The sequence below is a fragment of the Amycolatopsis sp. La24 genome, from assembly GCF_029087445.1.
GTDB lineage: Bacteria > Actinomycetota > Actinomycetes > Mycobacteriales > Pseudonocardiaceae > Amycolatopsis > Amycolatopsis nivea.
The window spans coordinates 32,002-44,805 of sequence record NZ_JARACH010000038.1; the positions used below are offsets into that span (position 1 = coordinate 32,002).

Annotated in this window: 11 protein-coding genes; 10 read left to right on the forward strand and 1 reads right to left on the reverse strand. The window is 71.8% G+C overall.

Annotated features, from left to right (window positions below; all coding sequences use genetic code 11):
* Positions 1-65 precede the first annotated feature (65 nt).
* Together PUT80_RS29640 and ribA are read left to right on the forward strand one after the other, a co-directional pair.
* A complete protein-coding gene (locus PUT80_RS29640; RefSeq protein WP_134661787.1) occupies positions 66-812 on the forward strand; it encodes an FHA domain-containing protein in 747 nt (248 codons plus the stop codon).
* A gap of 482 nt (positions 813-1,294) precedes the next feature.
* Positions 1,295-1,930 (forward strand): GTP cyclohydrolase II, encoded by a 636-nt coding sequence (gene ribA, locus PUT80_RS29645; protein WP_134661786.1) that lies wholly within the window; start codon positions 1,295-1,297, stop codon positions 1,928-1,930.
* Here ribA and PUT80_RS29650 read toward each other — a convergent pair.
* On the reverse strand, positions 1,914-5,003 hold the full coding sequence (locus tag PUT80_RS29650; protein ID WP_275294168.1) for a discoidin domain-containing protein: 3,090 nt from the start codon (positions 5,001-5,003) through the stop codon (positions 1,914-1,916). The genes ribA and PUT80_RS29650 overlap by 17 nt on opposite strands.
* A gap of 186 nt (positions 5,004-5,189) precedes the next feature.
* On the opposite strand from PUT80_RS29650, the gene PUT80_RS29655 reads away from it, so the two are divergent.
* The 8 genes from PUT80_RS29655 to PUT80_RS29690 all read left to right on the forward strand — a co-directional run bounded on the left by PUT80_RS29655 (position 5,190) and on the right by PUT80_RS29690 (position 12,794).
* Entirely contained in the window at positions 5,190-5,954 is a 765-nt protein-coding gene (locus PUT80_RS29655) for a sulfite exporter TauE/SafE family protein (protein WP_037811348.1), read from the forward strand.
* A 267-nt stretch (positions 5,955-6,221) separates the two neighbouring features.
* Positions 6,222-6,542, forward strand: coding sequence for a hypothetical protein (locus tag PUT80_RS29660; RefSeq protein WP_158714461.1), 321 nt, complete (start codon positions 6,222-6,224; stop codon positions 6,540-6,542).
* Between the two features lie 194 nt (positions 6,543-6,736).
* A complete protein-coding gene (locus PUT80_RS29665; RefSeq protein ID WP_037811351.1) occupies positions 6,737-8,989 on the forward strand; it encodes a xanthine dehydrogenase family protein molybdopterin-binding subunit in 2,253 nt (750 codons plus the stop codon).
* A 1-nt stretch (position 8,990) separates the two neighbouring features.
* On the forward strand, positions 8,991-9,458 hold the full coding sequence (locus tag PUT80_RS29670) for a (2Fe-2S)-binding protein (protein ID WP_037811353.1): 468 nt from the start codon (positions 8,991-8,993) through the stop codon (positions 9,456-9,458).
* Entirely contained in the window at positions 9,455-10,270 is an 816-nt protein-coding gene (locus PUT80_RS29675; RefSeq protein ID WP_037811355.1) for a xanthine dehydrogenase family protein subunit M, read from the forward strand. Before PUT80_RS29670 ends, PUT80_RS29675 begins: the two co-directional genes overlap by 4 nt.
* 128 nt (positions 10,271-10,398) lie before the next feature.
* Positions 10,399-11,085 carry a flavin reductase family protein gene (locus PUT80_RS29680; RefSeq protein ID WP_238605773.1) on the forward strand — a complete coding sequence of 229 codons (687 nt, stop codon included), beginning with the start codon at positions 10,399-10,401 and terminating at the stop codon, positions 11,083-11,085.
* Positions 11,086-11,457: 372 nt separating this feature from the next.
* Positions 11,458-12,309 (forward strand): ESX secretion-associated protein EspG, encoded by an 852-nt coding sequence (locus PUT80_RS29685; RefSeq protein WP_134727333.1) that lies wholly within the window; start codon positions 11,458-11,460, stop codon positions 12,307-12,309.
* Between the two features lie 50 nt (positions 12,310-12,359).
* Positions 12,360-12,794, forward strand: coding sequence for a hypothetical protein (locus PUT80_RS29690; RefSeq protein ID WP_037811359.1), 435 nt, complete (start codon positions 12,360-12,362; stop codon positions 12,792-12,794).
* The last annotated feature ends 10 nt before the right edge of the window (positions 12,795-12,804 follow it).

A 12,804-nucleotide genomic window follows, 5' to 3' on the forward strand; every position in this document is an offset into this window, starting at 1 on the left:
CCCCGCGCCCCCGGCGGGCCGTCGCGGCCGACCGGGGTCCGGCAGCGGCTCCGCAGGGGGTGTCCGTGGCAGGGGAGGCGATGCGGACGCTGCCCGCGGGACACCCGAGCCTCGCGCTCGGGTTCGCGTCGCCGCCGGGCACGCTGGTGGTGCTGGGACGCGCGGGGGGAGTCCTGGTGCCGCCGGCGGCGCGGGGGCCGGTCACGTTCGGGCGGAACACCGCCGAGGTGACGGTGCCGCTCGGCGAGGACGACCGCCGGGTCAGCCGCCGCCACGGCGTGCTGGAGCGGCACGCGGGCCGGTGGTGGGTGCGAGCGACCGGCAAGGTGCCGCTGCGGCTGCCGCGGTCGCGGCTGGTGTTCGCCGGGGCCGCGCCGGTTCCGCTGCCGCCCGGCTATCTCCCGGTGTACGCGCGCGGTTCGGGGGACCGCGAGCACGTGCTGGAGATCCGGATCGCCGACGGGACGCCGTCGCCGGTCCCGGCCGGGCGGCTGCGGCCGGACGAACGGCTCGTGCTCGCGATGGTGGCGCGCGGGTTCCTACGGCGGGAGGAACGGCCGCGCCCGGTGCCGGTCCCGCTGGCCGCGAGCCGGTTGTCCGCGCTGGATCCGGACGGCGGATGGACCTCGGAAACAGTGGCGGGGGTGCTGGATTCGGTGCGGTTCCGGTTCCGGCCGGGCTCGCCGGACGAGGATCTGGTGGCGGCGCTCGTTTCGGCCGCGGTGCTGGTGCCGCCGGACCTGGCGCTGCTGTCGCCCGAGCTGCCGCCGGTGGGGGAGGAAGGGTGGATGCCGTCCACGTGGGGGAGTTAGCCGGTCGTCCGGCCCGGTCGAGCGGACTACGCTTGCCGCGGCCGCGATCCCGGTGCGGCCCAGACGGGCGATCGGGCGCCGGACACCGGGAGTTTCCGCCGCCCGCGCCCGTACCAGGCGATGTCGCTCCCGGATGGGCGGGGGAGCCGCAGAGGTCCGTGAGGGGAACCCTCACGGAATCAGATTCCGTGAGGGTTCCCCTCACGGACAGCTCGGTCGGGGTGCGGGCGGGGCAGGTTCGCGGGGGCGATGCCTGCGAAGCGATGCGGATCATCGGCCGTCGGCGCTGCCCTCGCCGCTGAGAAACCTCATCGGGCGGAAGCCAGCGATCCGGGGAACGAGCCGTGCGGGATCGGCGGCGAACAATTCCCGGCGTCCGGCCATGCCCGCGAGCCGACGTGACCTTGGCCGCAGTCCGGGACCGCGTTTCTGTCGGTGGTTCTGAGTAGGGTCGGAGTCACCGAGGGGAGAGGAGTTGCCCGATGACGACAGTCCCGCAGGTGCGCACGCGAGTACGGATCCCGTTGCGGTTCGGCGAAGGGCCCGCGGTCGAGTCCGAGGCGGTCACGTTCACCGGGCTGTCCGACGGGCTCGAGCATCTTGCCTTCGTGCTGGGGAAACCCGGTCCGGTGCCGTTGGTGCGGCTGCATTCGGAATGCCTCACCGGAGACGTCTTCGGATCCGCGCGCTGCGATTGCGGCCCGCAGCTGGCGGAGTCGGTCGCGCGGATTTCCGAGGCGGGCGGGTACCTGCTCTACTTGCGCCAGGAGGGTCGCGGGATCGGGCTGTACAACAAGCTCGACGCGTACGCGCTGCAGGATTCCGGTCTGGACACCTACGCGGCGAATTCCGCGCTCGGCCTGCCGGAAGACGCCCGCGATTACACGGCGGCCGCGCAAATGCTCAGCCTGTTCGGCGTTCAGCAGCTCGATCTGCTGTCGAACAACCCGGACAAGGCGGCTCAGCTGGCGCGCCACGGCATCGACGTGCGAGAACGGGTCCGCACCGGGGTTTTCGCGAACGAGAACAACGTCCGGTACCTGCGCGCGAAAGCCGAGCAGACCGGGCACACGCTCGCGTTGCCGTTCGAGGACTGGCCGGCTAGTTCGGCGGTGTGAGGGCGGAGATCCGGGTGAGGCCGGCGTCGCCGCGTCGCCAGTCCAGGGTGCGGAGCGCCAGGTAGCGCACTGGCTGGGCGAGCGCGACGGAGGCGGTGCGTTTTCGATCGGGGCGGGCAGCTTCGGCGTAGGTGAGGCCGTCGGTGCTGGTCTCAACCACGGTGGCGGGCACGCGTCCTGCGGTCCAGGCGAGTTCGACGGTCGCGATCTGCAGCGGTGCGCCTAGGTCCACCACCATCCGGCCGCCAGAGCCGGGTTGCCAGGCTGTCGCCGGGTTGTCGTCGACGGCGGCGTCTGGGCTGGTCATCCCGGGCGGCAGCGGTTCGGCGGGGAAGGTCACGGCCCCGAGCGCGCGGTCGTTCAGCGGGTACGGCCGGATCTCGGCGAAGACGACCGGCACGGTGCGGCGCGGTGGCAGCGTGACGGTGCGCGGACGGCCGCCAGTCGGGGTCACGGTCACGACTGCCGGGAGCAGTCCGGGCGGCGCGGTCAGGTCGACTCGGCTGGCGTCGTGCACTACCGCGGTCAGGCCGGGCGGGACGGCGCTGCCGGACCTGCCGCGCACGGTGAATCGGGGCGGTTCGATCCGGCCTTCGGCGGGGGCCAGTTCGTAGCTGAACGAGCTGCCGGACGCGGTGACCTTTTGCGTGCCTCGGTACAGGAGCAGGGCGCTGCGATCCTGGGGCAGGGAAGCGGTTCCGGCCGTGGTGCGGTCGGAAAGGTTGGCCAGCACCAGGAAATCGTCCGTGGCGCTCACGTGGACTCCGGAGGCGGTGGCGCGAGCGCGGCGGGCGAGCTTCGGCAGGTCCGCGCGGCCGGGGTACAGCTCGGCCAGCAGCGGCGCGGGCGGACCGGCGGAAAGCGTGACGTGGTCGTTCGTGACGGTGAGCGGATTCGGGCTGGTGACGACGATTCCGGCCCGGCCGTCGATGTCGAGCCAGCCGCCGGTGCTGTGCAGCGCTGGCTTCGGATAGGTCGCGACGGAGGTCCAGGCGACGCCGTCGGGCGATGTTTCGATCCGGTACTTCCGCCCGGCGGCGGCCTCCCAGCTCAGCCGGACCCGGTCAACCCGTTGTGGCGCACCGAGATCGACGGCAAGCCAGCTGTCCGCGCGCGGTCGGTCCGATGTGGACACTGCCCAGCGCGTGGCGGAATTGCCGTCGGTGGCGTACTTCGCGTCCTTGCCCGGCGCGGCCGACGACGCGGACGCGGTTCCGGCCAGGGCGAGATCAGGGCCGTCGCCGTCGTGGACTTCGAATGACCAGAGCGAGTAGCCGTACTGCGGATCCGGCTGCACGCCGAGCATCCGCACATGCCGCGCGGTCACTGGCGGGAAGGTCAGGTCGTCGGTGCGCGCGCCGGTCGGTCCGGACTGTGCGGCGAGCGTCACCGAGCCCTCGGCGGCGGTGTAGGTGCGGTCGCCGTCGAGGCCGGGAACGCCTGGCATGGCTAGGTTGTAGACGTTGAGCACGCCTTCGTCCGACGCGACGCCGGTGCTGGCGTAGACCGCGGCGCCGGTGGGGAGCGTGGCGAGTGCTGCGTACCCGGTGTCGAACCGCAGCACGCCCACGGTGCCGTCGAATCCGTCGCGGAACTTGCGGTATGTCGTGGCGTGGCGTTCGCGCACGGCGATGTTCGTGGCGGGCAGCAGCATCGGGTTGGCGCCGCCGAGGACGAAGAGCCAGTCGTCGTGGTTCGGCTGCCAGGCGAATTTCACGAAGCCGGGTTTGGTGACGGTCGCGGCCCACGCGGCGGGGGAGCGCTGCGCCAGGAGACCCGGCCCGGTCCCGAAGTCGGCGGCGCGAGCGGCGTGGGCGTCGAATTCGTCCTTGCGTACCGCGTTGACCGGGCCGCCGTGCCCGGCGCGCCATTCGTGCAGCAGGTAGCTGATCGCGAGTTCGGCGCGGGCCTCCGGTTCGTACTTGGGTTCGCCGGAGAACTTCGTGATCCGGTCGACCGGCGGGTACGCCTGGTACGGCTCCAGCCGCGCGGCGAGCTGGGCCTCGGCGTAGGCGGCGTGCCGGTCGCCGAGGACCTGCGCGCGGAAAGCCAGCGGGATGACGTCCCGGCCGTAGAGGTGTTCGCGGTCGGCGACCATCGGCATCAGCGGTTCGCCCGCGTCGCTGGTCATCAGGAGCATGGTGCGCCACAGCAGTTCGCCGTTCGGCTGCGCGGTGAGCACCTCGGGCAGCGGGACGCCGGCGGTGAGGAAGTGCATCGCGTTGCGGCCGGACGTGCGCCAGAGTTCTTCCTGGTAGTGCGGGCCGAACGAGCCGTGGTTCTCGACGAGGAACGTGTCGTACAGGTTGGTCGCGGTGTTGGCGCTGACCGGCTTTCCGTCGACGAGCCGGGGGTTCGCCAGATCCGCCGCGGGCAGGCCGCCTTCGTTGCGGCTCCAGGAACCGAAGGCCGCGCGCCATTCCGGGGCGCGCGGATCGTCCGGTGCCCAGGCGAGCGCGGGGGCGAGCGACTGCGCGTAGACGCCCATCTCTTCCAGCTTGGTGTCGCCGACGTAGCCGCCGCGCAGGCCGTTGGGCGTCCAGTCGCCGGAGGCGGGGTCGTTGCCGGTGCCGAGGCCGGCCGTGTAGGCGGCCTGTTCGGTGGCGATGCGTTCGACGTTCCGTTGCGTCGCCGCGTCGAGCTCTGTCCACAAGAGACGGGCGGCGAGCTGGAAGTAGGACTGAAAAGTGGTGTCGAAGAACAGTTTCCGGCCCCACTCGGTCCCGCCGGTGAGCCGGTTCGAGGCGGCGAAGTGCTTGATGGTGGCGAGGGTGTGCGCGCGGAGAGTTTCGCGGTCGACTCCGGCGACGGCCGCGTCGTAGCCGTCGCGGGTCAGCAGGAGCGCGTTGCCGAGGACGACCGCGAAGGTGAAGTCGCGAGCCGGGTAGATCCCGGCGGCGCGGTCGAACTGCTGCTCGGCCCAGCGGGTGTGCCGGAGCAGGACCCGCAGGTAGGTCGCGGCGACGGGATCCGGAGCGGGCCGGGCCGCCGCTCGCGCTGTTCCCGAGGCCAGGAGGACCACGGCTCCGGCACCCGCGAAACCGAGCGCCTGCCGCCGGGTGAACCCGTCCATCCCGCGTCCTCCCGAACCGTTGACAACCTTGTCAGCGCGGATTCTCTGCGGCGGCCGGGCAACCGGGCAACCCTCCCGGCCGATCCCGTCCGGTTTCGGACAATGTCGTATAACGCCCTATACGTTGCGCCGATGTGCTTCGGCCCGGCTGGCGGGCGCCCGGGAGCGGCATGTTGAGATGACAACGTGATCACTGGCCCCGGCGGATTCCTGCTCCTCGTGCTGGCCGGGGTCGGGGCCGGGCTGACCGGCGCGACCGCGGGCCTGGCGTCGCTGGTGTCGTACCCGGCACTGCTCGCCGCCGGACTGCCGCCGGTCGTCGCCAACATGACCAACACCGTCGCGATGCTGGGCACGACCGCCGGGGCGGCGGTCGGCGCGCGCCCGGAGCTGAAGGGGCAAGGCCGACGGCTGCTGCCGTTGTGCCTGATCACCACGGCAGGCGGGGCGTGCGGCGGGCTGGTGCTGCTGGTCAGCTCGCCGGACGCGTTCACCGTCGTCGTGCCGTGGCTGATCGGCGGCGCGTCGGTCGTGCTGATGGCCGGTCCGCGGCTGCGACGCATGGCCGAACACAGCGAGCACCGGGGAATCGGCCCGCTCACCGGGATCGCCGCGTTCCTGGTCGGGGTGTACGGCGGGTACTTCGGGGCCGCGGCCGGGGTGCTGATGCTCGCGCTGCTGACGACGGTATGGAGCCAGTCGCTGGCCCGCACGAACGCGGCGAAGAACATCGCGACCGGCACCGCGAACCTGATCGCCGCGCTGGTGTTCGCCTTCACCGGAAAGGTCTTCTGGCCCGCGGCGATCGCGGTGTGCCTCGGCTCGGTCGCGGGCTCGTGGCTGGGCTCGATCCTGGTGCGCTACCTGCCCGCGACGCCGCTGCGCATCGCGATCGGACTGGGCGGGCTTTCTTTGGCGGTGGTGCTGGGTTGGCAGGCTTACTCGGGCTGAGCAACAGGCGGATGTCTGGCCGCGACTGCGGGGACAAGACGGAGGGGTGCCGAAATGACTCAGCCAGCCGAGTTTGACTACGTCCCCGCCGCCAGAGCACTCCGGCTGCTCCAGCGCGCACACGATCGGTGGCGGGAAGATCTCGCTGCGTTCGACGGCAAACGTTTCGAGGATGGGCCGACCCGCGAGGAGGCGGGACTCTTCCTTCACGGCGGAGCCGTGGAGGCGCTCGTTTGAGTGCGGGGCCTGTCCGATTGGTGCGACACCATGCCGGGCTACAGCGCTGGGCATATGGCCGGGTCCCGCTATGCGGTGAACCGGTCGATCCGCCAGCTGGTCGATTTCACGGAGGTGGCTGGTGCGATGCGCTTCCCGTTGCGGCCTGGCAAGAGCGGCATCTTCACCACGTTCGCAGAGGTCCGTTGGGCAGGGGAGCAGTTCCTGCCTCCTGAGGACAGTGAACTGCGCGGCCAGCTCCCGCTGCGCAGAGCCTATTTGGAGCACCTCGCCGGTCAGAACATCGCGGGCGCGCTGAAGTCGCTCCGGACCTGGTTCGAGGAGCGAGTCCCAGCAGCGGACCCGCGGTGACGCGGAAGCCGCCTGCCGAGTCCCGTTGATCACCGAACTGCCTCAGCCGCCGACCCGATCCGGCTCGTGCGCTATCTTCCGCCACGCCGCCGCAGACTCTCCCGCACCGCGGTTTCGGCGTGGCAGACCCGTTCGGGCTGACGCGGGGCGGCACATGCGGGCATAGTCGGCGGGGTACCCGAGCAGGAGGACAGATGAGCATTGTCGGCACCCGGGTGGTGCGCGTCGAAGACGAGAAGCTGATCACCGCGGGCGGAACGTACGTCGACGACCTCAAGGAAGAAGCGCTGGACGGCGCCGTGCACGCGGTCTTCGTGCGCAGCCCGATCGCGCACGCGCGGATCGTCGGCATCGACGTCGAGGAAGCACGCACCGCGCCGGGCGTGGTCGGGGTCTACACCGCGGCCGATCTCGATCTCGGACCGGGCAAGGCCGGGCCCGTCGCCGAGCCGTACCTGGCGAAGGACGTCGTGCGGTACGTCGGCGAGGCGGTCGCGCTGGTGCTCACCGAGGAGCGGTACCAGCTCGCCGACGCCGCCGAACTGGTCGACGTGGACTACGACCCGCTGGACGCGGTCGCGGACTTCGACACCGCGCTCGCCGACGAGACGCTGGTGTTCCCGGACCACGGCACCAACGTGGTCCACACGAACGGCCCGGAGGAGTTCGACGATTCGGCGTTCGAGGGCTGCGAAGTCGTCGTCACCGAGGAAATCCTCAACCAGCGCGTGGCCCCGGCCCCGGTCGAGCCGCGCGGGGCGGCGGTCGCGTGGGGCGAGGACGGGCGGGTCACGCTGTGGCTGTCCACGCAGAACGCGCAGATCGGCCGGAGCATGGTGGCCGGCGGGCTCGGCATCGGCGAGGACCTGGTGCGCGTGATCACGCCGGACGTCGGCGGCGGGTTCGGCGCGAAGATCGGCGCGGATCCGGAAGCGGTGCTGCTCGCCTGGGCGGCCAAGCAGGCCGGACGCGCGGTGCGGTGGGCCGAATCGCGCAGCGAGAACCTCACCTCGATGACGCACGGCCGCGCGCAGCGCAACACCGTCACCATCGGCGGCAAACGCGACGGAACCGTGCTGGCGTACCGGCTCGACGTCCTCCAGGACACCGGTGCGTACCCGCGGGCGCTGTTCCTGCCGACGCTCACCGAGATGATGGCCCCGGGCGTCTACCGGTTCCCGGTCGTGCAGACGCGCAGCCGCGGCGTGGTCACCACGACCACGCCGATCGCGGCCTACCGCGGCGCGGGCCGTCCGGAAGCGACGGCTGCGGTCGAGCGCGCGATCGACCTGTTCGCCGCGGAAATCGGCATGGACCCGGCCGACGTCCGGCGGGTCAACTTCATCCGGCCCGAGGAATTCCCTTACCAGACACCGACTGGCGGCTCCTACGACACCGGCGAGTACGCCGCGGCGCTCGACAAGGTGCTCGACGCGGCGGGATATGCGCAGCTGCGCGAAGAACAGCGGAAGCGCCGGGCCGCCGGGGATCCGGTGGCGCTGGGGCTCGGCATCGCGGCATACGTGGAGATCACCGGCGGCGACGCGTCGGGCGAGAGCGGCCGGGTCGACGTGCACCCGGACGGTTCGGTCACCGCGTGGACCGGCAGTTCCCCGCACGGGCAGGGGCTCGGGACGTCGCTGGGGATGCTGCTGTCGGACCAGCTGGGCGTGCCGCTGGACAAGATCACTGTCCGGCACGGCGACACCGACGAGGTCCCGCGCGCGATCGGCACGTTCGGTTCGCGGTCGCTGCAGCTCGGCGGTTCGGCGATCCGGCAGGCGGCCGAGGAGGTCGTGGCGCAGGCCCGCCAGGTCGCGGCCGAACTCCTCGAAGCCGCGCCGGACGACCTGGAGCTGGACGCCGAACGCGGCGTCTGGCAGGTCCGCGGCGCGCCGTCCAGCACGACGCTCGACTGGGCGCGCGTCGCCGCCGAGGCCGACGGGTTCACCGCGGACGTCTGGTTCGGCGACGGCGCGCCGACGTTCCCGTTCGGCGCGCACCTCGCGGTCGTCGAGGTGGACACCGAGACCGGCAAGGTCGAGGTCCGCCGGCTGGTCGCGCTCGACGACGCGGGCCCGATCGTGAACCCGCTGACCTTCCGCGGCCAGCGCCACGGCGGGCTCGGCCAGGGCATCGCGCAGGCGCTGCTCGAGGTGATGAGCTACGACGCGGACGGCAACCCGACGACGGCGACGCTGGCCGACTACTCGTTCGTCACCGCGCCCGAGCTGCCCGATTTCGAACTGGTGGACATGGAGACGCCGACGACCCGGAACCTGCTGGGGGTCAAGGGGATCGGCGAGGCGGCGACCATCGGGTCGACGCCTGCGGTGCACAACGCGGTGGTGGACGCGCTCGCCCACCTCGGCGTGGCGCACCTGGACATGCCGACCACCCCGCTGCGGGTGTGGACGGCCCTGAACGACGCTAGGAAGGCGAACTGACGTGCGGGTCTCGATCGAGGTGAACGGGAAGACGGTCGAGCAGGAGGTGCCGGACCGCACCCTGCTCGTGCACTACCTGCGGGACACCGCGGGCCTCACCGGCACGAACATCGGCTGCGACACCACGTCCTGCGGGGCGTGCACGGTGCTGCTCGACGGCGAATCGGTGAAGTCCTGCACGGTGCTGGCCGCGCAGGCGGACGGGCACGAAGTGACCACTGTGGAGGGTCTCGCCGGGGACGAGGGGCTGCACCCGGTGCAGCGCGCGTTCCGCGAGCAGCACGGCCTGCAGTGCGGGTTCTGCACGCCGGGCATGATGATGGCGACGGTGTCGCTGCTGAAGGAAAACCCGAAGCCGACGCGCGACGAGGCCCGCGCGGCGCTGGAGGGCAACCTTTGCCGCTGCACCGGCTACCACAACATCGTGAGCGCCGTGATCGACGCGTCCGGACAGGAGGTGGCGCAGTGATCCCGGCCGGGTTCGCCTACCGGCGCGCGTCCACTGTGGACGAGGCGCTCGCACTGCTCGCCGAGCACGGCGAGGACGCGAAACTGCTCGCGGGCGGGCATTCGCTGCTGCCGCTGATGAAACTCCGGTTCGCCGCGCCGGAGGTCGTGGTGGACATCGCGCCGCTGCGGGAGCTGAAGTTCGTCCGGACCGACGGCGACGAGGTGGTGATCGGGGCGCTGTCCCGGTACCACGATCTCGAGCACGACCCGGTGCTCGCCGAGCACGCGCCGCTGATCGCGCACGTGTCCGGTTCGGTCGGCGACCCGCAGGTGCGCCATCGCGGGACGATCGGCGGGTCGCTGGTGCACGCCGACTCGGCGGCCGACCTGCCCGCGGCGGTGCTCGCGGCGGACGGCACGCTCGTCGCGCGCGGACCGCGGGGGGAGCGGCGGATCCCGGCCGCGGAGTTCTTCCTCGGGCCGTTCACCACGCCGCTGGAGCCGGACGAACTGCTCACCGAGATCCGGCTGCCGAGCCAGGCCGGACTCGGCTGGGGCTTCGAGAAGTTCACCCGCCGGGCCATCGACTGGGCGATCGTCGGCGTCGCGGTCGCCGGGCGTTCGGTCGGCCTGATCAACATGGGCGGCACGCCGCTGCGGGCGTCGGCGACCGAACGCGCGCTGGCCGACGGGGCGACCGCGGCGGAGGCGGCGAAACTGGCCGCGGAGGACACCTCGCCGCCGGACGAACCGCACGCCACGGCCGAGTACCGCCGGCACCTCGCGCGAGTCCTCACCGGCCGCGCTCTCGCTGCCGCCGGAATCGCCTGACCCGTCCGTGAAGGACTCCTTGGGGGAATCTGATTCCCCCAAGGAGTCCTTCACGGCTTTCCGTGCCGGGAAAGCGACGGCTGATTTCCGCCAGCGACGGACCGGCGGCGGTGGCCAGACTGGGCGCTGTGAACACGACTTTTCCCGCGCACACAGCGATCGAGCCCGGCATCCTCTACTTCGGCACCCCGGTGGTGCTGCTCTCGACGTCCAATGAGGACGGTTCGGCCAACCTGGCCCCGATGTCGTCGGCGTTCTGGCTCGGCTGGCGCGCGATGCTCGGCCTCGGCGCCCGCTCGAAGACCACGCTCAACCTCCTGCGCACGCGCGAATGCGTGCTGAACCTGCCGTCCTCGGCGATGGCCGCCGCGGTGGACCGGCTGGCGCTGACCACCGGGTCCGATCCGGTGCCGCCGCGCAAGGAAGAGCGCGGCTACTTCCACGTCGCGGACAAGTTCGGCCGCGCCGGGCTCACGCCGGTGCCGTCCGAGACCGTCGCGCCGCCGCGGGTCGCCGAGTGCCCGGTCGCGATGGAAGCGGTGCTGGAATCCGTGCACCCGTTCGCCGAGGACGACGAGGCGCAGCGCGGCGGCATCGTCGGGCTGGAAGTGCGCGTGCAGCGGGTGTTCGTGCACGACGACATCCGGACGCCGGGCACGGACGACCACGTCGACCCGGACGCGTGGCGGCCGCTGATCATGAGCTTCCAGAAGCTGTACGGGCTGGGGCCGCAGGTGCACGAGTCGACGCTCGCGCAGATCCCGGAGCGGATGTACCGCTCGCCGGACATCGAACGGGCGCGCGGAGTCTCCTGACCCCGTGTCCACTGTGGAGCGACGACCCGGCGAAACGAGGGCGAAGAACAGGCGAACAACTCGGTAAAACCGGGCACCGCAAGGGGCCGCCGCGATCCGCGGCGGCCTTTTGTCAGCTTTCTCGCATCAAGGAATTTCCGCCGCTTCCGGGTCGCGCGTCAAGCGGCGCGCGTGGCGAAACCGCAGGTCGTGTCTCTTCGGACATGGCCCTCGGTACATTGGGGCAGCCGTCCCCGTGGTGATCACCGCCCCCTGCCGGACTGATAGTCTTTCCCCATTGCGAATCCCAGGCACGGCAACGCAATTCGGCGTCACTCGCAAGGGTGCCGGAGCGGCCGTGCCCGACCCGGCTGTGGGAAGGATGCCCTCGGGATGGCGGACAGGTTCGAGTTCGTTCTCGACGTCGTCGAAGCTTTGGTGATCGGGGAGGCGACCGGCGGGAACATCCGCCAGTTCCCGCTGCGGATCGGTACCGTGCCCGCGGAACCGGACCGGTACGTCCAGGTCGCGAAGGTGGTCAACGACGCGATCGAGGCGCGCAGGCTCTCCAGCGGAGACGAGCTGAGCCCCTACGTGCGCACCGCCTTCGACCTGCTCGCGAAGCCGCGGGTGTCGGTCGCGGTCAGCGGGATCGACGGGCTCGGCGCGGACATCGCGGTGGTCGCGCTCACCGACGGCAGGCAGGCGCTCGGGATCACCCAGGACCCGAAGACCGACGAGCTGCTGTTCTCCCTCTTCGACGACGAGGAGCTCGTCGAGGTGATCGCCGGCGTGCTGCCCCAGGCGCGCCCGGCGAGCACCGGCGCGCACACGATCCGCCAGGCGGCCTCGCAGGAGGTCTCCGCGATGACCGCGCGCCGGCGGGCCGAGGCGGCCGAGGACGAGGAAGAGACCGACGCGTTCGGGATGATCGAGGTCAGCGGGCGCGTGCAGCCGCGCCGCCCGGACCCGCGGGTCTCCCGCACCGCCCCCGGCGGGGTCGAGGTGCTCGAACGCGTGCTGGCGCAGCCGCGGCTCGGCGGCGGGCACATCGCGGTGAGCGGCTGGGGCCGCCACGGCGAGCGGCGCGGCGGCGCCCCGATCGGGTGGCTCGACACCGCCGACGGCCGCTACCTGATCAAGTCGGCCGTCAGCGAGGCGGGCGACCTGACCGCGGAGTACGTGCCCGCCGGGAGCCGCGAGCTCAAGCGCGCCGTGCAGCAGGCGGTTTCCGAGGTTTACTGATCATTCCCCCCTTGCAAGCGGCGACAGTTCACGAGGAGAACGAGGTCCCGATGACCGACGAGGCACCGATGGCGATGGAAGCGAGGACGGCCCCCGTGGCCCCGGTGGGCTTCTCGCTGCCCGCGCGCCAGCTGAAGACGCTGGCCGAGCGCGGATCGTTCGCGGTGGACGACAGCACCGGCGACAAGATGATCGCCGCGCTCCAGGGCGTGCTCGACGCGCTCGAGGCGCACGTGCACCTGATCGAGAAGATCGCCGGGGTGCCGGCGATGTCGAAGAGCCCGGCCGGGATGTTCGTCAGCAAGCACATGGCCGAGACCGCGCGCGACCAGCAGGGCCTGGTCACCCAGCTGCAGGCGGCGCACCGGGAGTTCCCGACCTACGTCGAGGCGATCAAGCTGGCGAAGAAGAACTACAAGGAGCGGGAGCACAGCTCGCGGGAGGCCTTCGAGCGCATCCACCGCACCGTCGAGGAACAGGGCTGAAGGGGAGACC

What these genes read in the sequence shown, in the direction of transcription:
- ribA (WP_134661786.1), top strand. Translation starts at nt 1,295, where the DNA reads ATGACGACAGTCCCGCAGGTGCGCACGCGAGTACGGATCCCGTTGCGG.
- PUT80_RS29650 (WP_275294168.1), bottom strand. Translation starts at nt 5,003, where the DNA reads ATGGACGGGTTCACCCGGCGGCAGGCGCTCGGTTTCGCGGGTGCCGGA.
- PUT80_RS29660 (WP_158714461.1), top strand. Translation starts at nt 6,222, where the DNA reads ATGCCGGGCTACAGCGCTGGGCATATGGCCGGGTCCCGCTATGCGGTG.
- PUT80_RS29665 (WP_037811351.1), top strand. Translation starts at nt 6,737, where the DNA reads ATGAGCATTGTCGGCACCCGGGTGGTGCGCGTCGAAGACGAGAAGCTG.
- PUT80_RS29685 (WP_134727333.1), top strand. Translation starts at nt 11,458, where the DNA reads ATGGCGGACAGGTTCGAGTTCGTTCTCGACGTCGTCGAAGCTTTGGTG.
- PUT80_RS29690 (WP_037811359.1), top strand. Translation starts at nt 12,360, where the DNA reads ATGACCGACGAGGCACCGATGGCGATGGAAGCGAGGACGGCCCCCGTG.